Source organism: Streptomyces mesophilus (assembly GCF_040300965.1).
GTDB classification, from domain to species: Bacteria; Actinomycetota; Actinomycetes; order Streptomycetales; family Streptomycetaceae; genus Streptomyces; species Streptomyces mesophilus_A.
This window is the reverse complement of the sequence record NZ_JBEPEW010000027.1, coordinates 1-22,412: the sequence shown is the minus strand read 5'-3', so window position 1 is coordinate 22,412 and position 22,412 is coordinate 1. Positions and strand designations below refer to the sequence as shown.

The window sequence follows — 22,412 nt, the reverse complement described above, 5'->3', positions numbered from 1 at the left end:
CCATCGCGTGGGAGCGCTCCCGTATGTCCCCTGCGAGCCAGGAGTGAACCATGCGACGTAGAGCAATTCCCCTGATAGCGGCGGCACTTGCCCTCGCGGCCGCCGCACTCTCCGCACCCGCGGCGACCGCCGATGACGCACCGTCGCCCACCGCACTCGCCGTACCCACCGCACTCGCCGCCTCCGACGGCGGCGGTGCCGGCGACCGGCACAGACCCCGCCTGTACACCCCCGCCGCCAACCCCGACGCGTACACCCAGGCGTACGAACTCGTCCGCGCCGGCCAGTACCGCGATGCGGCCGGGATCCTCGCGATGGTCCGTACGCCGCAAGCGGTCTGGTTCGGGGACCAGAGCCCGGCCGAGGTCGAGCGCGAGGCGCGGGAGGTCGTACGGGACGCGGACGGCGACACCGTCGTGTTCTCGCTCTACAACGTGCCCGGCCGTGACTGCTCCGGCTACTCCGGCGGCGGGGCCAACACCACCGCCGAGTACAAGGCGTGGGTGGACGCCGTGGCCCGCGGGATCGGCCGCAGCGAGGCGATCGTGATCCTGGAGACCGACTCGCTGGCCCTGATTCCGAGCGACTGCGGCCAGGACGACGCACAGGGCACGAAGACAGCCGCCCGGTACGCCGAAGTCAACTACGCCATCGACCAGTTGGAGCCGCTGCGCGGCACGCGGGTCTACCTCGACACCGGCCACCCCGGCTGGCACGGCCCCGACTCCATCACGCCCCGCCTCATCAAGGGCGGCATCACGAAGGCGACCGGCTTCTTCACCAACGTCTCCAACTACAACACCGACGCGGCCAACTCCTGGTACGGAAAGCTGGTTTCGGCCTGTATCGCGTACGCAGGGGAGGGTGGGGACACCCGCCAGTGCCCGCACCAGTCCTGGCCGCGCGAGCAGGCGGACGAGTGGATCGCGGCCAACGTCCGCACCCCCTCGTACCGCTGGAAGCACTTCGTGACGGACTCGAGCCGCAACGGCCAGGGCCCGTGGGTGCCGCCGGCCGGCAAGTACACGGACCCGCAGGACTGGTGCAACCCGCCGAACCGGGGGCTCGGTGAGCGACCGACGCTGCGGACGGGCGATCCGCTGCAGGACGCGCGTCTGTGGATCAAGATCCCCGGCGAGTCGGACGGCCTGTGCCTGCGGGGCACGCCCGGCCCCGAGGACCCGGAGCGCGGCATGGTCGACCCGAAGGCGGGCGACTGGTTCCGCGAGCAGGCGCTGGAGTTGGTGCGGCTTTCCAACCCGCCGATTCTGCCCGGTAGTTGATCGGGCGCGGGGTGCGGCTGCGCGAGTTTCTCCTTTCTGTGGACAAAGTATGGACGCTCGGCGACACCATCCCTACGCTGAGCGTCGCCCAGCCACAGAAGTCTGCGTTGACCACAGCGGAACCACGCAGGAGGAACCGTGGAGCCACGCCCCGCGCGCATATCCCGCACCAGCCGCCGCAGAGCCCGAAGAACCACCGGCCTTCTGCTGACCGCTCTCCTCGCCGGCGTGCTCGCCGCGCCCGCGCAAGCCGAAGAACGCGACGACCCCCGCCCCTTCGCCGATCTGCCCCCGCAGGAACCCGGCGTCACCCTCCGGGTGTTCGACGTGCAGGCGCGGCTCGAGAAGATCTGCGATCTCAAACCCGCCCAGACGCCGAACGTCGACAAGCTGATCCCGACCGCCGACTGGACCTCGACCGAGGGCTTCGGGTTCTCCGACAACTTCGTCAGCCAGATCCTCGGCAATCTCAACGTCCCCGAGGCAGGCAGCTACGGCTTCCGGCTCATCAGTGACGACGGCTCCCGGCTCTTCCTCGGCGACCAGCAGGTCATCGACCATGACGGGCTGCACGGAGCCGAGCCCAAGGACGGCGAGATCACCCTCAACGCCGGCTATACGGCGCTGAGGATCGACCACTTCGACGCGGGCGGCGGTCAGCAGGTCACCCTGCAGTGGAAGCCGCCGGGCGCGAGCGACTACACCACCGTGCCGGGCTCCGTGCTCAGCACGGACGCCGGCGTCGTACGGGTCACGGCGCCCGGGCGCAAGGAGTGCGAGGGGACGTACGACACCCCGGGCGACGGGCTGCCGCTGACCGAGGTCAACCCCGGCTACCAGCTCACCGATCTGCGCCCGAAGGGCTTCGAGCCGCAGGTGTCCGCGATGGACTGGCTGCCCGACGGCCGGCTCGCGATCACGACCTGGGGCGGCAGCACCGAGACCAAGGGCGAGGTGTACCTGCTCGACAACGTTGCCGGGACGACCGGGCCCGACAAGGTCACGTACAAGAAGGTCGCCGAAGGGCTCAAGGAGCCCATGGGGATCAAGTACGTGGACGGCAAGCTGTACGTGTCCGAGAAGCACCAGCTCACCGAGCTCTCCGACACCGACGGTGACGATGTCGTCGACGCGACCAAGAAGATCGCCGAGTGGCCCTACGGCGGGAACTTCCACGAGTTCGCCTTCGGGCTGCTCTACGACAAGGGCGACTTCTATCTGAACCTGTCCGTGGCGATCAACTACGGCGGCGCCACGACCGATCCGCAGCCCGCGCCGAACCGCGGCACCACGATCAAGGTCAACAAGGCCACCGGGAAGGTCAGTTACATCGCGGGCGGCCTCAGGACCCCGAACGGGATCGGGCGCGGTCCGGGTGGTGACCTGTTCGTCACCGACAACCAGGGTGGCTGGCTGCCGGCCTCCAAGCTCATGCATATCAAGCAGGACCGGTTCTTCAACCACTACATGAACCCGGACGGCCCGTTCGACGACAAGCCCGTCACCAAGCCGGTGCTCTGGCTGCCGCAGAACGAGATCGCCAACTCGCCCTCCACGCCTCTGCAGTTGAAGAAGGGCCCCTTCGCCGGACAGATGCTGTTCGGTGACGTGACCTACGGCGGACTGCAGCGCGCCGACCTGGAGAAGGTCGACGGCCAGTACCAGGGCGCGGTCTTCCGGCACACCCAGGGGCTCGAGTCCGGGATCACGCGCATCAGTGAAGGCCCGGACGGGGCGCTCTACGCCGGCGGTCTCGGGGCCGACGGCAACTGGGGGCAGACCGGCAAGCTGCGGTTCGGGCTGCAGAAGCTGACGCCCAACGGCAAGACGGCCTTTGACATCAAGACCATGCGCGCCACCCGCGACGGCTTCGAACTCACCTACACCAAGCCGCTGTCGGACGAGACCGCGGCCAAGCTGACCGACGGCGCCTACGCGGTCGAGCAGTGGCGGTACGCGCCGAGCCCGGCGTACGGCGGCCCGAAGGTCGACGAGGAGTCCCTGCCGGTCAGCAAGGCCGTCCTTTCGGACGACCGGCGCAAGGTGCGGCTGACCATCCCGGGCCTGCGGTCCGACCGGGTCGTGCATGTGCGGTCGCCGCGGCCGTTCTCCGCCGACGGGGGAGAGCAGCTGTGGTCCACCGAGGCCTGGTACACGCTCAACGCCAAGCCGGGCCCTGACAACCCGGTGACCACGTACGACGCGGAGTCCGCCGAGCGCGGCGGCAGCGCCGGGGTCGACACCGAGCACGCCGGATACACCGGCAGCGGCTTCGTGGACGGTTTCGGTGAACAGGGCGCGTCGGCGAGCTTCTCGGTGAACGTCGAGGAGGCGGGCGCGTACGACGTCGGCCTGCGGTACGCCAACGGCCCGCACCCCGCACCCGGCACGAAGACCGTCTCCGTTTCGGTGAACGGCGGCGATCCGCGGCAGCTCGAGCTGCCCACCACGGTCGAGTGGAACCGCTGGTCCACGCAGACCGAGCGGCTGAACCTCCGCGAGGGCCGCAACACCATCACGTACGCGGTACGCGAGGGCGACACCGGTCACGTCAACCTCGACGCGATCGATCTCCGGGCGCCGGGGGAGCGCCGCCGGCTCTTCGACGGCGGCAGCATCGCCGCGGCCTGGCAGCACACCGACGGCCGCAGTCCCGAGTGGCCGCACACCGCCGAGAAGTCCATGGAGGTCTGCTGCGGTGATCTCCGTACGAAGGAGTCCTTCAAGGACTTCAAGATGCACGTCGAGTTCCGCGTCCCGAAGCTGCCGGACGATGTGACCGGTCAGAACCGGGGCAACAGCGGGGTGTACATCCAGGAGCGGTACGAGGTGCAGATCCTCGACTCGTTCGGGGACACCACGCCCGCGAACAACGAAGCCGGCGCGATCTATCTGAAGAAGCCCGCCGACTTCAACATGTCCACCGCACCCGAGACCTGGCAGTCCTACGACATCACCTTCCGCGCCGCACGCTTCGACGCGGACGGCAAGAAGACCGAGGACGCCCGGATCACGGTGGTCTGGAACGGCCGAAAGGTCCACGACGACGTCGCGATCGACGGCCCCACGGGTGCGGGCCTGCCCGAGACCCCGGCCGCCGGCGCGATCAAGTTGCAGGACCACGGGAACAAGGTGCGGTTCCGGAATGTGTGGGTGGAGCCGCTGAACTGACCGAAGGGTGCGGGTCCGGGACTTTGGTCCCGGACCCGCACGCCTGGTGCCGAGACGGACGGGACTTCTGCCGGACCGAATGATCGATCAAACGGTGTGCAATGGAGAGGTAGCTTCCCTCACTGCCGCCGGGAGTCTGTCGTGGGCGTTGTCGAAAAGCGCGTCGTCGAAAAGCGCGGGTACTGCACCCTGTGCAAGTCCCGCTGTGGCGCGATCTTCACCATCGAGGACGGCCGCCTGACCGGCGTACGCCCCGACCCCGAGCATCCGACGGGCGCCGCGATGTGCCCCAAGGGCCGTGCCGCCCCGGAGATCGCACACAGCACCCGCCGGCTGACCACGCCCCTGCGGCGTACGAACCCCAAGTCCGACCCCGACCCCGGCTGGGAGCCTGTCACCTGGGACGAGGCGCTGGACGACATCGCCGCCAGGCTCACCGCGCTCGCCGCCGAGACCGGCCCCGAGTCGGTGGCCTTCGGGGTGGCGACCCCGAGCGGCACGATGGTGTCCGACGCCACCGAGTGGATCGAGCGGTTCATCCGCGGCTTCGGCAGCCCGAACACCGTCTACAGCGCCGAGATCTGCAACTGGCACAAGGACTTCGCGCACGCCTTCACCTTCGGCACCCCACTCCCGCCGCCGGACTACGCCCACGCCGACCTCGCTCTGCTGTGGGGCTTCAACCCGGCCAAGACCTGGCTCGCGCAGTCCGCCGCCGTCTCCGCCGCCCAGGCGGAGGGCATGAAGCTCGCGGTGATCGACCCCCGCCGCTCGACCAGCGCACTCCAGGCCGACCAGTGGCTGCGCATCCGCCCCGGCACGGACACGGCACTCGCGCTCGGTCTCGCGCATCTGCTCATCCAGCAGGGCTGGTACGACGAGGAGTTCGTGCGCGCCTGGACCAACGGGCCTTTGCTGGTACGGGAGGACGACGGAACCTTCCTCAGGGCCGCCGACTTCCTCGAGGGCGCCGAGGGCTATGTGGTCTGGAACGAGGAGACGGGCGCCGCGGAGACCTACGACACCCGCCACCCGGCCGGCCGCCCCGAGCGTTTCGCGCTGGGCGGCACCCGCTACGTGCCCACGCTCACCGGCGGGGTCACCTGCGTCCCCGCCTTCCAGCACTACTCGGACGCCTGCGCCGAGTGGACCCCGGAGCGCGTCGCCCGTACGACCTGGATCCCCGAGCGGGAGATCCGCGAGCTGGCCGAGCAGATCGGCAAGGCCGAGTCCGTGGCGTACTACGGCTGGACGGGCGTCGCCCAGAGCGAGAACGCCACCCAGACCGAACGCGCCCTCGCCACGCTCTACGCGCTCACCGGCTCGTACGACACCAAGGGCGGCAACCACGTCTCGCCCCCGCCGCCCTACCGTCCCGCCGCCGGACAGCTGCCCCCCGAACAGCGCGCGAAGGCCCTCGGCCTCGACCGCCACCCGCTCGGCCCGCAGGCCTCCGGATATATCAACGCCGGCGATCTGTGCCGGGCCATCGAGGATCAAGACCCTTATCCCGTACGGGCGTTGGTCTGCTTCGGATCGAACCTGGTCGTCGCCCAGCCCGACTCCGAACGGGTCGCGCGGGCGCTGGCGCAGCTGGACTTCCAGGTCCACCTCGACCTCTTCGAGAACCCCACCACCGTGACCGCCGACTACCTTCTCCCGGTCAGCAGCGCCTACGAGCGCGAAGGGCTGCGCTTCGGCTTCGAGATCGGGCACCGCGCGCAGGAACAGGTGCAGCTGCGGCCCCGGATGGTCCAGCCGCAGGGCGAGGCGCGCTCCGACACGGAGGTCGTGTTCGCGCTCGCCTGCCGGATGGACATGGGGGAGCTGTTCTTCGACGGCGACATCGAAGCCGCCTGGAACTGGCAGCTCGAACCCCTCGGCCTGACCGCCGAGGCCCTGCGCGCACAGCCCGGCGGGGTACGGATTCCCCGGCCGGTCGCGTACCGCAAGTACACCCGGGACGGGTTCACCACCCCGACCCGCCGCGTCGAGCTGTACTCGGAACGGCTGCGCGGGCACGGCTACCCCGCCGTGCCCGCGCACCGCGAACCCGCCGCTCCCGACCCGGAGTTCCCGCTCGTCCTCACCAACGCCAAGCACGGCTACTTCGTGCACAGCCAGCAGCGCGGCCTCACCAGCCTGCGCCGCCGCGCCGCCGATCCGTGTCTGGACCTCAGCCCCGACACGGCCGCTGCCCGCGGGATCGCCGAAGGCCAGTGGGTCGAACTCGCCACCCGCCGTGGCTCCATCCGGCTGCGCGCCCGCTTCGACGCGTCACTCCATCCGTCCGTCGTGGTCGGCGAATACGGCTGGTGGCAGGCGGCAACCGACCTCGCCCTGCCCGCCGCCGACCCGCTCAGCGCACTCGGCAGCAACTACAACCGGCTCGTCGACCACACCACGGCCGACCCGCTCAGCGGCTCCGTACCGCTGCGCTCCCAGGTCTGCGACGTACGGCCACTGCCCGGCGACGAGACCTGGACGGGCCGCCGTACCTTCACCGTCACCGCCTGCGGCCAGGAGGGGCGCGGCGTACGCACCCTGTCGCTTGCCCCGGTTGACGGCGGCCGGCTGCCCGACTACCGGCCCGGCCAGCATCTGACCGTACGCCCGCAGGGGCGGGACGACCTCGCCCGCAGTTACTCGCTCACCGGCCCGGCGCTCGACGCCGACCGTGCCGTCTACACCCTCGCCGTCCGCCGGATCGCCGAGGGCGCCTTCTCCTCGTACGCCCATGACGAGCTGCGTATCGGCGACCGGCTCGAACTCGCCGCGCCCGGCGGTGTGTTCAGCATTCCGACGCACACCGACACCCCCGTGGTCCTGGTCGCGGGCGGGATCGGCATCACCCCGTTCCTCAGCTACCTGGAGACGCTCGCCGCGACCGGCGGCACCGTGCCCGAGGTGGTGCTGCACTACGGCAACGCACACGGCGAGGACCACCCGTTCCGGGAGCGGGTGCGCGAACTGCGGTCCCGTATACGGCAGTTGCGCGTCGTCGACTACTACGCGAACCCCTTCCCGTACGAGAAGGAGGGCCGCGACTTCGACCGGCGCGGCTTCATCGGGGTGGACGACATCGCGCCGTCCTCGATGATCTCGGCACGTGCCCGCTTCTACTTCTGCGGCCCCGAGCCGATGATCGAGACGCTGACGGCCGGTCTGCGGGAGCGGGGCGTGCCGCGCTTCGAGATCTTCAGCGAGAAGTTCCGCCCGGCCCGGCGCGAGGTCGCCGTCCCCGAAGACGCCCGCTTCACCGTGCGGTTCGCCCGCTCCGGGCGCGAGGTGGAGTGGACGCCGGGCTCCGGGACGCTCCTCGAGACGGGCGAGCGGGCCGGTGTGAAGCTGTCCTCGGGCTGCCGCGTCGGCCAGTGCGAGAGCTGCGCGTGCACGGTCCTCAAGGGAGACGTGGCCCACCGGGTCGTACCGTCCGAGGACCTGCCGGCCTCGGACGCGCTGACCTGTCAGTCCGTTCCCTTGTCGGATGTGGTCCTGGACGCGTAGCCCCGGGGATGCTCAGCCGAACCCGCGGGCGTCCTGCTTCAGCGCGGTGTCCACCGTGAGGGCCGCCGCCACGACCAGGCTCAGGAGCGGGTCCTGGAGGGGGCGGTGGATCTGGAGGACGTAGTTGTCCGCCGTGGTGAACATCGTCTTCGCGAGGCCCTCCCACGTCTTGGTGATCCGAGCCGTCTCGGTGTCGGTGTGGTCGACGATCGAGAAGTTCCAGGCGCGCCAGTTCTCCGCCTTGATGGCGCCGATCTGCTGCCCGTTCACCACCATCGCGAAGTTGATCTTTCCGATGGCGTTCTGCTGGATGATCTCGCCGATCGGCTGCCCGTTCGCGGCCTCGACGATCACCCGCGACTTCACGAACTTGGCCGGGCGCGTGAGGCGCATGACCTGCTGGCCGTACGCGTCGCGGATCTCCAGCTTGTGCGTCATGAACTGGTCGACGCTGGCGACGAAACGCAGCACCTTGCGGGCCGCGGACTGGCCGACCTGGACGACCGAGCCGAGGGTGTTGCCCTGCTGGTCGAAGACCGCGTACTCGTTGGTGAGCTCGACCAGCTTGGCCTTCTGGTTCACGACGAGGACGGGCTCGCTGAAGAGGGTGCCGCCGCCGCTGTGGCCCGTGGGGGCGAGGCCGGCCTGCTGCTGCACCTGGCGCTGCACCTGGTGCTGGTCGTAGGGGCTCGCCTGGGGCGGCACCTGTCCCTGTCCCTGGGTGGGAGAGGTGTGGGAGGTCCACTGGTGGCCGTCCCACCAGCGGAGGGTCTGGGGGGTGCCCTGGGGGTCGGCGTACCAGCCGGGGGGTGTCTGCGTTGTCACGGGCGCAATGTAACCCGCAGGTCAGGTGGTGGGCCCGGGTGGGTGCTGTGCTGTTCGTCGCATCGGTGCGGGGTGGGGCGTCTGCGGCTCAGTTCTCGAATGCTCCGAGAATGTGCTCCGCCGCCAGCGTCGGTGTCAAGGAGCCCTCCCTGACCTGTCGTTCGAGGTCCGGTGCGAGTTCCCGTACGGCGGGATGGGAGCGCAGTCGTCCCAGGAGTTCGTCGCGGACCATCGTCCAGGTCCAGTCGACCTGCTGGGAACGGCGCTTGTCGGCCAGGCGGCCCGTCGATTCGAGCAGCTTGCGGTGCTGTTCGAGGCGGTCCCAGACTGCGTCGAGACCCGTCGACTCACGTGCACTGCAGCTCAAGACCGGGGGAGTCCACGCCGCGTCGGCCGGGTGCATCAGACGCAGCGCACCCGCCAGCTCACGCGCCGCCGCCTTCGCGTCGCGCTCGTGCGGGCCGTCCGCCTTGTTGACGGCGAGGACGTCCGCCAGCTCGAGGACGCCCTTCTTGATGCCCTGCAACTGGTCACCGGTACGCGCCAGGGAGAGCAGGAGGAAGGAGTCGACCATGTTCGCGACCGCCGTCTCCGACTGCCCGACGCCGACGGTCTCGACGAGCACGACGTCGTAACCGGCCGCCTCCATCACGACCATCGACTCGCGGGTGGCCTTCGCGACCCCGCCGAGCGTTCCGGCCGAAGGCGAGGGGCGTACGAAGGCCGCCGGGTCGACGGAGAGCCGTTCCATACGCGTCTTGTCGCCGAGGATCGAGCCGCCCGTCCGCGTCGACGAGGGGTCCACGGCGAGCACCGCGACCCGGTGCCCGAGTCCCGTCAGCATCGTCCCGAACGCGTCGATGAACGTCGACTTGCCGACCCCGGGCACCCCGCTGATCCCGATCCGCCGCGCCTTGCCGCTGTGCGGAAGGAGCTCGGTCAACAGCTCCTGGGCGAGCGCACGGTGCTGGGGCCGGGTGGACTCGACGAGCGTGATCGCGCGCGCGACGAACGCCCGCTTCCCGTCGAGCACACCCTTGACGTACGCATCCAGATCGATCCTCGGCATGAACTGACCGTGCCTCCGCCTGATCTCTTGACTCGTGCCCGGGCGGCCTATTCGTGCCCGAGCGCTACGGAAAGCCGCTCCACCAGGTCGTACGCCGCGTCCGGAATGACCGTCCCCGGCGGGAAGACCGCGGCGGCGCCCATCTCGAGCAGGGTCGGTACGTCCTGCGGCGGGATGACTCCACCCACCACGATCATGATGTCCTCGCGGCCTTCCTCGGCGAGCGCCTCCCGCAGCGCCGGTACGAGGGTGAGGTGTCCGGCGGCCAGCGAGGAGACCCCGACGATGTGCACGTCCGCCTCGACGGCCTGCCGCGCCACCTCGGCCGGCGTCTGGAACAGCGGGCCGACATCCACGTCGAAGCCCAGATCGGCGAACGCGGTGGCGATCACCTTCTGCCCGCGGTCATGGCCGTCCTGGCCCATCTTGGCGACCAGGATGCGCGGCCTGCGCCCCTCGGCCTCGTCGAAGGCGTCGACGAGCGCCCGCGTGCGGTCCACGTTCGCCGACTCCCCTGCTTCGTTGCGGTACACGCCGGAGATCGTACGGATCTGGCCCGCGTGCCGCCCGTACACCTTCTCCAGTGCGTCGGAGATCTCGCCCACGGTGGCCTTCGCGCGGGCCGCGTTCACGGCCAGCTCCAGAAGGTTCCCCGTACCCGCAGCGGCCTGGGTGAGCGCCTGCAGAGAGGCCTGGCAGGCCTGCTCGTCGCGTTCGGCGCGCAGCCGGCGCAGCTTCTCGATCTGCTGGGTGCGGACCGAGGAGTTGTCGACCTTGAGCACCTCGATCTTCTCGTCCGTCTCGACGCGGTACTTGTTGACCCCGATGACGGGCTGGCGTCCCGAGTCGATACGGGCCTGGGTGCGCGCCGCCGCTTCCTCGACGCGCAGCTTCGGAATGCCCGCGTCGATCGCCTGCGCCATACCGCCGGCCGCCTCGACCTCCTGGATGTGCTGCCAGGCACGGCGCGCGAGGTCGTACGTCAGCTTCTCGACGTACGCGCTGCCGCCCCACGGGTCGATCGTCCGCGTCGTTCCCGACTCCTGCTGGAGAAGGAGCTGGGTGTTGCGGGCGATGCGCGCCGAGAAGTCGGTGGGCAGCGCGAGTGCCTCGTCGAGCGCGTTCGTGTGCAGGGACTGCGTGTGGCCCTGCGTCGCCGCCATCGCCTCCACGCACGTACGCGTCACGTTGTTGAACACGTCCTGCGCGGTCAGCGACCAGCCACTCGTCTGCGAATGGGTGCGCAAGGAGAGGGACTTGGCGTTCTGCGGGTCGAACTGCTTCACCAGCTTCGCCCAGAGCAGGCGCGCGGCCCGCAGCTTGGCGACCTCCATGAAGAAGTTCATGCCGATCGCCCAGAAGAAGCTCAGACGAGGGGCGAACGCGTCCACGTCCAGGCCCGCTTCCCGGCCCGCCCGGATGTACTCCACGCCGTCGGCGAGGGTGTACGCCAGCTCCAAGTCGGCCGTCGCGCCCGCCTCTTGGATGTGATAGCCCGAGATGGAGATCGAGTTGTAGCGCGGCATCCGCTGCGAGGTGTACGCGAAGATGTCGGAGATGATCCGCATCGACGGCTTCGGCGGATAGATGTAGGTGTTGCGGACCATGAACTCTTTGAGGATGTCGTTCTGAATGGTCCCCGCGAGCTTCTCGGGCGGTACGCCCTGCTCCTCGGCCGCCACGATGTACAGCGCGAGGATCGGAAGCACCGCGCCGTTCATCGTCATCGAGACGGTCATCTTGTCCAGCGGAATGCCGTCGAAGAGCTGACGCATGTCGAGGATCGAGTCGATCGCCACACCCGCCATGCCGACATCACCGGTCACACGCGGGTGATCACTGTCGTATCCCCGGTGCGTGGGCAGGTCGAAGGCGACGGAGAGGCCCTTCTGGCCGGCCGCGAGATTGCGGCGGTAGAAGGCGTTGGACTCCTCGGCCGTGGAGAAACCGGCGTACTGCCGGACCGTCCAGGGCTGGTTCACGTACATCGTCGGGTACGGGCCGCGCAGATACGGCGCCATGCCGGGGCGCGTACCGAGGAAGTCGAGGCCTTCCAGGTCCTCGCCCGTGTACAGCGGCTTGACCGCGATGCCCTCCGGGGTCTCCCAGAGCAGCTCGCCGTCGTCCTTGCCGGTCGACTTCTCGACAGCCCTGCGCCACGCGTCCGTCGACGACTGCGGCGCCGGGCTCCCGAGGTCGATCCCGGAGAAGTCGGGGATTCCCATCAGGACACTCCCAGGCGGTCGAGGGTGGAGGTGAGGACGTCCACGGCGTTGCAGCCGGCGAAGACGTAGGAGTCGACACCTTCGTACGAGGCGGGCTTCCCGGCGAGGAACACGTACTCGGCGCCCGCGGCCCTGAGTTCCGCCGCGGTCGAGGCGGCCTGCTCCTCGTACACGCCGTCGCTGGAGCACAGACAGACGATCCGCGCGTCCGAGGACGCGAACTCCCCGGTGACCGGCTCGACGCCGCCCGCCTGGAAGAGGTTCGCGGCGAAGGTCGCGCGTGCGGTGTGCGCGGCGGCCGGACCGAGCGTCGCGAGAAAGACCTTCGGACGCTCGCCCTTGACCCGCAGATACGCGTCCGAGCGGGCGCGCAGATCCTCGTACGCCTCGTCGCGGCTGACCCGCGGCAGGCCCCCGGCCGGTGCGGCGGGCGCCGCCTCGCGCTCGACGGGCTTCTCGGCCAGGTGCGGGAACTCGCTGACACCCGTGATGGGTTCCTTGCGGGTGGCCAGCTTGCGGCTGCGTACGGACCAGGTCTCGGCGATCCGTTCCCGGACCATGCCCGATCGCAGGGCCGCGGCCTGGCCGCCCGCGCGCTCGATCTCCTGGAAGAACTCCCAGCCCGCGTGCGCGAGTTGATCGGTGAGCTGCTCCACGTACCAGGAGCCGCCCGCCGGGTCGATCACCCGGGCGAGATGCGACTCCTCCAGGAGGATGGTCGAGGTGTTGCGGGCGATACGGCGCGCGAAGGCGTCCGGCAGGCCGAGCGCGTGGTCGAAGGGGAGCACCGTCACGGACTCGGCGCCGCCGACGCCCGCGGCCAGCGTCGCGACCGTCGTGCGGAGCATGTTCACCCACGGGTCACGGCGGCTCATCATCACCGACGAGGTCACCGCGTGCTGCCGCTGCGCACCCTCGGTGCCGCAGACCTCGGCGACCCGGGCCCAAAGACGCCGGGCGGCGCGGAACTTGGCGATGGTCGGGAACTGGTCGGCACTCGCCGCGTAACGGAACTCCAGCTGCCCGACGGCCTGTTCGGCGGTCAGGCCCGCCTCCGTCAGCTCCCGCAGATACGCCACCGCGGTGGCCATCGAGGCGCCCAGCTCCTGCCCGGCCGAGGCGCCGGCCTCGTGGTAGGGCAGGGCGTCGACGGTGAGGGCCCGCAGGTGCGGGAACTGCGCTCGGATCGCGTACTCGGCGATCGGCGCGAACTGCTGCGTCCGGCCGGTGCGCGCCTCGTACCCGAGCGGATCGCCGCCGAGGTTGCCCCGTACGTCGTCCGTGGGAGTGCCGCGCTCGGTGTGCAGGCGCACCAACTCGGCCGCGGCGCCGGCGAATTGGGCGCCGGAGTCGAGCGCGATGGGCGCGAGGTCGAGAAACACCCCGTCGAGCGCCCGCGCGAGCCCGTCCACGGGCAGTCCGCCCTCACCGACCGTCAGCCACAGCGAGGTGACGCCGTTCTCCAGGTCACCGAGCAGGGCTTCGTTCGCGCGTACGGGATCGGGGTGGCTGTGCCGCTGCCGTACGTCCCAGCCGCCGGAGGCGTTGCCCTCGGGGCGGGCGCCTCGGATGTACGGCGCGAAACCGGGCAGGCCGGGCGCAGCGTCGGCGGAGGTGTACAGGGGCCGAGTGGTGAGCCCGTCCTCGAGCTTGGTGGAGAGGGCGTCCTCGGCGGCTTCACCCGAGACTTCCTTGCCCGACTTGCGCAGTACGCCTTCCACGAGGCGCTGCCACTGCTCATGGGTCGCATCAGGGAACTCGGCGGCCAGGGAGAGCCCGTCGTCAGGCAGGACCGTCATGCTCGGATGTTAGCCGTCGTTAGCAAAGGAGCAGCAGGGGGCAGGGCTGTGACCTTGCCCTCTCCTGGCGGGGGTTGATCCTTCGCGCGTTCTGGACTACTGGCAGGTAACCGGTGCGATCACGGTCGTGCGCGGCGTCTGGCACGGGCCGCCGCCCGGGTGCGTGCCGCGGTTCCCGGCGGTACCCGGCGATGGCGAAGCCAGGCCGGACGCGGTACGGGCATGGGGTCGATCGGGCCGCCCTTGCGGTGCTCCAGACGGATGCCGTGGAAGACGAGCCGGGTCAGACCGAACGCGATCAGGGCCTCCGCCCAGTAGAAGGCGCCGTAGTCGAGCAGCGAACCGTTCGGGGGCGAACCGGGCGCGGCGCCCCTCAGCCCCACCAGGGCGAACAGGCTCGCCGCCATCCAGCCGAGCGCCGGCCACACCAGGCCGCGCCGCTGCCGTACGACCAGACCGCAGGCGACCACGACCGACAGGCCGATGGCCCAGAACGCTCCGGCCATGAACCACGCCATCAGGAACGTGCTGCGCGAGCGCCGCACCTGGCTGTCGACCGCGGCCACGTCGAACGCGTAGCGGGCGGCTTGGGAGTGCAGCGTGAAATCGGGGTCCTGGTCCCGCAGCCGCAAGGTGAGCGGCACCTGCTCGCCGTTCACGGTGGCGCGCAGGACCAGCGAGGTGCGGTAGCGGTCGAAGGGGTAGTCGGAGGAGGTGCCCTCGCGCAGCGCCAACGTCAGATCGCGCACGCGCGAGAGGCTGTGCGCCTTGAAGGTCAGATGCTCCTGACCCGGCGAATTGCTGATCAGGGTGAGATCCGTCCGGGGCCCGCCCGCCGCGTCCGCGTACGCACCGCGCGGGTCCGCCGTGATCCGTACCGCGAGCGTGCGCGCATCGGGGTCGGTGCGGTGGACGGTCGCGCCCACGTCGATACGGTCGGGGGCTTCGGCGGCGCCCACGGTCAGGGTCCGGGTGCGTACGGACCGCTCCTGCAGGTACATGGCGACTCCGAGCGCGAACATCACGCACAGCGCCGCCGCCCCGGTGAGGAGCCGCCGCCAGGGCAGCTCGCCCGCCGCCCGCCGCGCCAGCCGGTAGCGCCGGCGCAGGGCGCTCACCGGCTGGAGGGGGTCGACCGGGGCGGGCATACCCCCGATCCTCGGACGCGGACCGGGGGCGCGCCACGCGAGCGTCACCGCAGGGCGCGCCCAGGGCCCACCCGGAGGATCAGGCCTGCGGGATCTCGTACTCGAACCAGATCCGGTGCGTGCCGTCCTCGTCGACCGCGATGCCGCCGGTGCCGGTGATCCCCGTCAGCTCCCCGGTGCTGCCGGCCGGGACGATGACGAAGTACTCGCCGAGGCGGGAGGTGTCGCCCGTAGTGGTGGCCGCATGGGCGAAGTTGAAGGTGCCCGAGCGGCCGCCGACCGTGCCTTCGAAGGACTCCATCGCCACATAGGTGCCGATGCTCCGGTCCTGGTCGTATGCGGCGGTGAACAGGGTCGTCGAGCGGCCGCTGATCTCGCCCTCGAAGTGCTTGTCGATCGTGGCCACTCCCACCGGCACGGCCGTGGTCACCTCCTGCGGCACGGCCACATCGGCGGGCACGAAGGACTTCACGGTGAACGTTCCCGAAGCTCTCATGCGGCCGATGCCAGGGGCGGGCACTGACAAGAAGCGGCCGGAGGCGGACAGACGGCATCCGCCCCCGGCCGGGGCCCGGCTCAGGGCATCGACAGCAGTGCGCTGGTGGCGACGCGGCGGTCCTGGAGCGGTCTGAGAGCCAGACGTACCAGGGCCAGCGCGTTGTCGTCGCCGGCGATGCGGTTCGAGCTGAGCCGGGCGCACGTCAGACATTGATGGATGAGCATCCATTCGCCGTCCGTCCGTACGGTCAGGCCCAGCGGCTCCATCCGTCCCCGGCAGTCCGCGGCGCGGTCGCCGGGGATGCGGTGGTCGACATGGAGGCTGGTCAGACAGTTCGGGCAATGGTTGCGGTGTGCGGTGCCGGGCGCGACGAGGGAGACGTCGAGCCGGCAGCCCACGCACCGGAAGTCATGGGCCCGATGACGCCCCGCTGTGTGCAGGACGTCCTTGTGGCGCTGCGGCCGGCCGCGCTGTGTGCGGTCGGTGCGCCGGGTGCGGCGTGGCATGGCTGGTCCTCCGAGATGTTCCGGTGATCGCTACGGGCGTTCAGAGCGTGCCGAACGCTTCGAGCGGGAACGGAGGATCGGCCAGCGGCCGCACGGCCATCCGCATCAGGATGAGCTGGTTGTCGTCCCCGCAGACGGGGTTCGACGTGAGCTCACCGCAGCGCAGGCAGCGGTGGACGAGGGTCCAGTCGCCGGTGCGCAGGACCGCGATGGCGATGGGACTCATCCGCGAGCCGCACTCCGACGGACCGCCCTCGACCTGGTCGAGGACATGCCGGGAGTGCAGACAGGACGGGCAGTGGTTGCGCCGCGTCCCGTCGGCAGCCTGCGCCGATACGGTCAGGCCGCACCGTACGCAGGCGAAGGTGTCGACGCCGAAGGCGCCGGTGGTGTGGTGCTGGTGTGCGAGATGATCGCTGGACACCCGGATGCTCCTTGCTGAGGAATGTGCGATGACAGCAAGAGCAGGCCGAGCGGCCTCGGAGAAGCGTGGACGGTGACGTGAACTGCGGGCAGTTACGCGGCGTCGCGAGGCGCGCTCGGCGCAAGGCGGGTCATCAAGACACCTCTTCCATGACAAGGGGCGAACGGAGTTGCTCGCGGACCAAGCCAACCTCGGCCCACGCCGCCTCGTCCACCGATTTTCCGCAGTGCGCCATTGAGGACGGCGGCTGTCCGCATCCCTCGCTAACGTGCTGGACATGACGGCAGCGAAGAAGGCCCAAGGCCCGGTCCTCACCACGCGCGCACTCAACCGCGCCACTCTGGAACGGCAGTTGCTGCTGCGGCGGCACACCATGAAGCCCGCCGCCGCGGTCGCGCATCTGCTCGGTCTGCAGGCGCAGAACGTCAAGCCGCCCTATTACGCACTGGCCGCACGCCTCGAAGGCTTCGATCCCGAGGTGTACTCCCGGCTGATGCAGGACCGCGAGCTGGTGCGGATCGTCACGATGCGCTCGACCATCCACGCGCACACCGCCGATGACGCGCTGGCCCTGCGCGGGCTCGTCCAGCCGGCCCGGGCCCGGGAGCTCGGGCAGTTCCGTCAGGGCCTCGTCGGTGTGGACCTCGAGGAACTCGCGGTGCGGGCGAAGGAACTGGTCGAGTCGGAGCCCCGCACCCTCAAGCAGCTCCGTGAGGAGCTGATCAAGGTGTGGCCGGACGCCGATCCGCAGGCGCTGGGTGTCGCGGCGCGCTGCATGCTGCCCCAGGTCCAGGTCACCCCGCGCGGACTGTGGCGGCGCAGCGGTCAGGTGGCGCTGACTTCCCTGGTGCACTGGCTGGGCCGGGACGACGTCGCGCCCGCTCCGCCGGACGACACGGTGCTGCGCTACCTCGCCGCCTTCGGCCCCGCGTCCGTCAAGGACTTCCAGACCTGGGCGGGTCTGACCCGTATGCGCGAGGTCTTCGAGAGGCTGCGCCCCGGACTGCTGACCTTCCGCGACGAGAACGGCGTCGAGCTCTTCGACCTCCCGGACGCGCCCCGCCCGGACGAGGACACCCCCGCGCCGGCCCGGCTGCTCCCCGAGTTCGACAACCTGCTGCTCTCGCACGCCGACCGCAGCCGGGTCGTACCGCCCGAGTACAAGGGCCGTACCTGGCTGGGCAACTTCGCCTGGAGTGTCTTCCTGGTCGACGGCTTCCTCGCGGGCGTATGGAAGCTGGTGGAGGACAAGGAGTCCTCGACGATCACCTTCGAGACCTTCGGCAAGCTCACCAAGGCGCAGCGGGCCGAACTCGACGCCGAGGCGGTCCGGTTGCTCGAAGGGCCGCTGGGGACGGGGCTGCCCTACGACATCCGGTACGGGAAGGTGGTGGGCGCCTGACGGAGGCGGGCGCTCACTCGGCCCGCCCCGTCGCCGCCACCGTCACGCCGAGCCCGATCATCGCGAAACCGCCCGCGCCGCCGATCATCGACAGGCGGCGGTCGGAGCGGGCGAACCAGCTGCGGGCGGCGGAGGCGGTGAGGCCCCAGGCCGTGTCGGTGACGAGGCCGATGCAGATCGGCACGAGCCCGAGGATCAGCATCTGGCCCGGAAGACCGCCCGCGGAGTGGTCCACGAACTGCGGCAGTACGGCGGCGAAGAAGACGATCCCCTTGGGGTTGGTGATCCCCACGATCACCCCGTCGGTCACGGTCCGAAGATCCCCGCGCCGTGCACCGCCGTCGGCCGAGGCTCCGATCGCCGACGCCTTCATGTCCTTGCGGTGCCGGTACGCCTGCACCCCCAGGTACATCAGATACGCGGCGCCCGCGAGCTTCACCGTGAAGAACACCGTGACCGAGCGCTCCACCAGCGTGCCGACGCCCAACGCGACCGCGACGACGAGGAGATACGAGCCGACGACATTGCCGAGCACCGTCGCGAGGGCGGTGCGGCGGCCGTGCGCGAGCGCCCGACCGATCACGAACAGCACGCTCGGTCCCGGGATCACGATCACAAGCAGCGACATCGCGGCGAACGCGAGCAAACGGTCCATGGACACCATGTCCTCACCCCCGCCGCGATGCTAGGTGACGTGCGTACGCGAATGTCAGGGCCTGACGAGAGGGTCTTGCAGAGTGGACGCGCCCCGGCCCCGGCGCGAGCCCGGACCTCACGGCAGCAATCCCGCACGGCGCGCGGCCACCACCGCCTCCCACCGCGAATGCGCCCCCAGCTTGCGCATCGCCGAGCGCAGATAGCCCTTGACGGTCTCCGCCCCGAGCCCCAGGCGCTCGGCCGCCGCCGCGTTGGTCGCACCGAGCGCGACACAGGCGAGCACATCCACCTCGCGCGGTGCCAGGCGCACTTCGGGCGACGGGCGTACGACGGGTTCCGACGCGGCCGCCAACGTGCCGTAGGCCTCGGTGAGTTCGGCACGCAGCCGCGGGTCCTCGATCCTGGGCGCCAGCGCACGCAGCGCACTGTGCGCCTCCCGCACCCGTTCCCAGGCGTCCGCCCCGACGGCGGGTTCGCGGGCGGCCACCAGGAGGTCATGGGCCTCGTCCCGTACGACCAGGGCCTGTTCCACATCGCGGGCCGCTGCGACCGCCGCCGTCAGGATCCGCTCGCCGAGCGGCTGCGGCGAGCGCAGCGCCCCGTACAGGACTCCGCGCACCTTGCGGCGGACGATCACCGGCACCGCGAGCACCGAGCGCAGCCCTTCGGCGGCGACCAGCGCGTCGTACTCATGGCTGATGTGCCGAGCCTCCTGATAGTCGACCACCGCGCAGGGCCGGGACAGCGCGACGGCCTTGCCGCCGAGTCCCGAACCCGTGCTGACCGCCACGCCCTTGAGGGCGCCCGAGACCGTGCCGCTCACCTCGTCGATGCGCAGCCGCCCGCGCTGCCGCGAGGGCCCGGGCGGCGATCCGAGCCGGTCGTGGACCAGTCCGCCGAGCGCCACCGGAAGCCCGGTGTCCCGGCGCAGCCGCACCAGCGCCGACCGCAGCTCGTACGCCTCGGCTCCCCGTCCCTCGTACCCCGTCACTGCTGCCCGCCTTCCGTGCTCGCCCCGTTGAGGCTCCGGCTCCGACCCTGCTGAGGGGTGGTTTTACCGAGGCCTCTGAGAACAGGATGCTACGTAGGGATGGGCCGAATGCACCGGATACCGGATCACAGGAGACACATCATGCGGACACCGATGACCGTCGCGGACTTTCTCCACCGGGCGGAGGCGGGCTTCGCGAGCAGTCCCGGTGTGATCGACGAGCCGGACCAGCCGGCGCCCGTCGTACCGGAGTCGACCTACGGTCGCCTGGGGGAGCGGGTGCGCGCCTGGCAGGCGGGCTTCGACGCGCTCGGGATCGGGGAGGGCGAGCGGATCGCCGTCGTCAGCCACAACTCCGCACGCATGCTGGAGCTGCTGTTCGCGGTCCCGATGAGCGGGCGGATCTGCGTGCCCGTCAACTTCCGCCTGAAGCCGGAGGAGACCGAGTACATCGTGCGGCAGAGCGGTGCGTCGGCCGTCCTCGTCGACCCGGAGCTCGACGACGCGCTGTCGTCCGTGAAGGCACGGCACCGATTCGTCCTCGGCGAGCAGACGGAGAGCGAGCTGATGCGCTTCGGCGTCGAGTCGCGGCCCTGGTCGCGGCCCGACGAGGACGCGACCGCCACCATCAACTACACCTCGGGAACCACCGCACGCCCCAAGGGAGTTCAGCTCACCCACCGCAACATCTGGGTCAACGGCCTCACCTTCGGCCTGCACACCCGCGCCTGGGAGCGGGACGTCTACCTGCACACCCTGCCGATGTTCCACTGCAACGGCTGGGGCATGCCGTTCGTGATGGCCGGGCTCGGCGCCAAGCAGGTCGTGCTGCGCAAGGTCGACGGCGCCGAGATCCTGCGCCGGGTCGAACAGCACGGGGTGACGCTGATGTGCGGGGCGCCCGCCGTGTGGAACGCGGTGCTCGGCGCGGCGGCCGACTGGCAGGGCGAGATCCCGGGCCGCGACAAGGTGCGGCTCGTATGCGCGGGCGCGCCGCCGCCGAGCCGCACCATCCAGCGTGTCGAGGAGGAACTGGGCTGGGAGTTCACCCAGATCTACGGACTCACCGAGACCTCCCCGCTGCTCACCTTCAACCGCACCCGGCCCGGGGACGACGCCCTGCCCGCCGAGGAACGCGCCCGCAAGCTGTCCCGCGCGGGCCTTCCCGCTCTGGGTGTACGTCTCGAAGTCGCCGATTCCGGCGAGGTGCTCGCCCGGTCGAACGTGGTCCTCGACGGCTACTGGGACAAGCCCGAGGAGACCGAGGCGGCCCTGGAGGGCGGCTGGTTCCACACGGGGGACGGCGGGGTGATCGACGAGAGCGACGGCCATCTGACCATCTCCGACCGCAAGAAGGACGTCATCATCACGGGCGGCGAGAACGTCTCGTCGATCGAGGTCGAGGACACCCTCTTCGGCCACCCCGCGGTCGCCGAGGTCGCGGTGATCGGCGTACCGCACCAGAAGTGGGGCGAGACCATCAAGGCCCTGGTCGTCCTGGAGGACGGCGCCACGGTCACGGCGGCCGAGCTGATCGCCCACTGCAAGGAGCGCATCGCGGGCTACAAGGCGCCCACCTCGGTGGAGTTCCGGGAGACGATCCCGCGTACGGCCACGGGAAAGATCCAGAAGTTCAAGCTGCGGGAGCCCTACTGGGAGGGGCGGTCGCGCCGGATCAACTGATCGCCGGCTCCGGGCTTCGTCCCCGGCTTGCCGGGCACACCTGATCGGATGGGCGCTCTCCTCGCACTGGCCTCCGCCGTCCTCTACGGTCTCGTCGACTACGCCGGCGGGGTCCTGTCGCGCCGGGTCCCCTTCGCGACGGTCACGCTCCTCGGCCAGGTCGGCGGTCTGGTGTTCGCCGTCGCGGCGGCCCTCGTGGTGCCCGCACCGTCCGTGTCCCAGGGCGACCTGGGGTGGGGCGCGCTGTCCGGTGTGGGCAGCGCGTTCGCCATGTGGTTCCTCAACCGCGGGCTGAGCCGGGGCGACATGAGCGTGGTGGTCCCGGTGAGCGCCGTGACCTCGGTGGTCCTGTCCGTACTCGCCGGCGTCGTGGTCCTGCACGACCGCCCGACCCCGCTCGCCTGGGCGGGCATCGCGGTCACGGCGCCCGCCCTGTGGCTGGTCTCCGGCGGCTCCCGGCAGGCGGCCCCTGGGCGAGGCGTCACGGACGGACTGCTCGCGAGTGCGGGCGTCGCGTTGCAGTACCTGGCCCTTGCGCAGGCGGACGCGTCGAGCGGCCTGTGGGCCGTGGCAGCGGGCCGCCTCGTCGCCGTCGTGGTGCTCCTTCCCACGGCGGTACGCCGGCTCCGCGTGCCGGCGGTGCAGGGCGTCCAGGCCTTCGCGATCGGCGCGGGCGCCGCGCTCGGCCTGAGCCTGTACCTGCTGGCCACACAGCAGCAGATGCTCGCGGTGGCCGTGGTGCTCGCCTCGCTGTACCCGGCGATCCCCGTGATCCTGGGCCTCGCGCTCCTGCACGAGCGGGTCAACCGCCGTCAGGTGGTGGGACTTTGGGGAGCGCTGGTGGCCACAGTGCTGCTCGCGCTGGGCTGAGCCGTGAGGGCGGCGCCTTCGCCGTACGGCAGTGGGGCGGCCTCAACACCTCCAGCAGCTGCCCGCAGAGGGGACTCACACCTCCAGCAGCTGTCCCGCAGCGGCAGCCGCGCCCACAAGACCGGCCTCCGTCCCCAGAGCCGCCGCCGTGATCTCCAGGTGGCCGACGAAGGACAGGGCGGCATAGGTCTTCAAGTGCCGTCGCAGCGGTCCGAACAACAGGTCGCCCGCCGCGGCCACCCCGCCGCCGATCACGCAGATGTCGATCTCGACGAGCGTGGCCGTACCCGCGATGCCCGCCGCGAGCGCCTTGCCCGCGCGGTCGAAGGCCGCGAGCGCGGCCGGATCGCCGG

17 protein-coding genes are annotated in these 22,412 nt (G+C 70.6%); 6 read left to right on the top strand and 11 right to left on the bottom strand.

The features are described 5' to 3' along the window. Positions 1 to 50 precede the first annotated feature (50 nt). From ABT367_RS12935 to ABT367_RS12925, 3 genes are all read left to right on the top strand, one after another. Positions 51 to 1,283, top strand: a complete 1,233-nt coding sequence (locus ABT367_RS12935) for a glycoside hydrolase family 6 protein (RefSeq protein WP_352252534.1) — start codon at positions 51 to 53, stop codon at positions 1,281 to 1,283. Between the two features lie 138 nt (positions 1,284 to 1,421). Further along, a complete protein-coding gene (locus ABT367_RS12930; protein ID WP_352252532.1) occupies positions 1,422 to 4,454 on the top strand; it encodes a family 16 glycoside hydrolase in 3,033 nt (1,010 codons plus the stop codon). A 141-nt stretch (positions 4,455 to 4,595) separates the two neighbouring features. After that, entirely contained in the window at positions 4,596 to 7,961 is a 3,366-nt protein-coding gene (locus ABT367_RS12925) for a molybdopterin-dependent oxidoreductase (protein ID WP_352252530.1), read from the top strand. Between the two features lie 12 nt (positions 7,962 to 7,973). On the opposite strand, the gene ABT367_RS12920 is transcribed toward ABT367_RS12925, so the two are convergent. From ABT367_RS12920 to ABT367_RS12885, 8 genes are all read right to left on the bottom strand, one after another. Then, positions 7,974 to 8,786: a phospholipid scramblase-related protein gene (locus ABT367_RS12920; RefSeq protein WP_352252528.1), complete on the bottom strand. Its 813-nt coding sequence runs from the start codon at positions 8,784 to 8,786 to the stop codon at positions 7,974 to 7,976. A gap of 88 nt (positions 8,787 to 8,874) precedes the next feature. After that, positions 8,875 to 9,855, bottom strand: coding sequence for a methylmalonyl Co-A mutase-associated GTPase MeaB (gene meaB, locus ABT367_RS12915; RefSeq protein WP_352252526.1), 981 nt, complete (start codon positions 9,853 to 9,855; stop codon positions 8,875 to 8,877). 47 nt (positions 9,856 to 9,902) lie between these two features. After that, positions 9,903 to 12,080: a methylmalonyl-CoA mutase gene (gene scpA, locus ABT367_RS12910; protein WP_352252524.1), complete on the bottom strand. Its 2,178-nt coding sequence runs from the start codon at positions 12,078 to 12,080 to the stop codon at positions 9,903 to 9,905. Beyond that, entirely contained in the window at positions 12,080 to 13,879 is a 1,800-nt protein-coding gene (locus tag ABT367_RS12905; RefSeq protein ID WP_352252522.1) for a methylmalonyl-CoA mutase family protein, read from the bottom strand. Before ABT367_RS12905 ends, scpA begins: the two co-directional genes overlap by 1 nt. 119 nt (positions 13,880 to 13,998) lie before the next feature. Continuing rightward, positions 13,999 to 15,027: a DUF4436 family protein gene (locus tag ABT367_RS12900; protein ID WP_352252521.1), complete on the bottom strand. Its 1,029-nt coding sequence runs from the start codon at positions 15,025 to 15,027 to the stop codon at positions 13,999 to 14,001. Between the two features lie 79 nt (positions 15,028 to 15,106). Further along, complete coding sequence (locus tag ABT367_RS12895; protein WP_352252519.1) at positions 15,107 to 15,523, bottom strand: DUF3224 domain-containing protein; 417 nt, start codon at positions 15,521 to 15,523, stop codon at positions 15,107 to 15,109. Between the two features lie 80 nt (positions 15,524 to 15,603). Next, complete coding sequence (locus ABT367_RS12890) at positions 15,604 to 16,032, bottom strand: RNHCP domain-containing protein (RefSeq protein WP_165335857.1); 429 nt, start codon at positions 16,030 to 16,032, stop codon at positions 15,604 to 15,606. A gap of 40 nt (positions 16,033 to 16,072) precedes the next feature. Beyond that, positions 16,073 to 16,456: an RNHCP domain-containing protein gene (locus ABT367_RS12885; protein WP_352252517.1), complete on the bottom strand. Its 384-nt coding sequence runs from the start codon at positions 16,454 to 16,456 to the stop codon at positions 16,073 to 16,075. Between the two features lie 277 nt (positions 16,457 to 16,733). Here ABT367_RS12885 and ABT367_RS12880 point away from each other — a divergent pair, with 277 nt between their 5' ends. Beyond that, the gene (locus ABT367_RS12880) at positions 16,734 to 17,858 is read left to right on the top strand and encodes a winged helix DNA-binding domain-containing protein (RefSeq protein WP_352252515.1); all 1,125 of its coding nucleotides are present in this window, start codon (positions 16,734 to 16,736) and stop codon (positions 17,856 to 17,858) included. A gap of 13 nt (positions 17,859 to 17,871) precedes the next feature. On the opposite strand, the gene ABT367_RS12875 is transcribed toward ABT367_RS12880, so the two are convergent. Both ABT367_RS12875 and ABT367_RS12870 read right to left on the bottom strand, forming a co-directional pair. After that, positions 17,872 to 18,522, bottom strand: a complete 651-nt coding sequence (locus tag ABT367_RS12875; protein ID WP_352252513.1) for a LysE family translocator — start codon at positions 18,520 to 18,522, stop codon at positions 17,872 to 17,874. Between the two features lie 108 nt (positions 18,523 to 18,630). Beyond that, the gene (locus ABT367_RS12870; RefSeq protein WP_352252511.1) at positions 18,631 to 19,506 is read right to left on the bottom strand and encodes a helix-turn-helix transcriptional regulator; all 876 of its coding nucleotides are present in this window, start codon (positions 19,504 to 19,506) and stop codon (positions 18,631 to 18,633) included. Between the two features lie 141 nt (positions 19,507 to 19,647). Here ABT367_RS12870 and ABT367_RS12865 point away from each other — a divergent pair, with 141 nt between their 5' ends. Continuing rightward, positions 19,648 to 21,189, top strand: a complete 1,542-nt coding sequence (locus ABT367_RS12865) for an AMP-binding protein (protein WP_352252509.1) — start codon at positions 19,648 to 19,650, stop codon at positions 21,187 to 21,189. A gap of 48 nt (positions 21,190 to 21,237) precedes the next feature. Beyond that, positions 21,238 to 22,059, top strand: coding sequence for an EamA family transporter (locus ABT367_RS12860; protein WP_352252507.1), 822 nt, complete (start codon positions 21,238 to 21,240; stop codon positions 22,057 to 22,059). 75 nt (positions 22,060 to 22,134) lie between these two features. On the opposite strand, the gene ABT367_RS12855 is transcribed toward ABT367_RS12860, so the two are convergent. Then, positions 22,135 to 22,412: ROK family protein (locus tag ABT367_RS12855; protein WP_352252505.1), on the bottom strand; the 278-nt coding region annotated here is incomplete at its 5' end.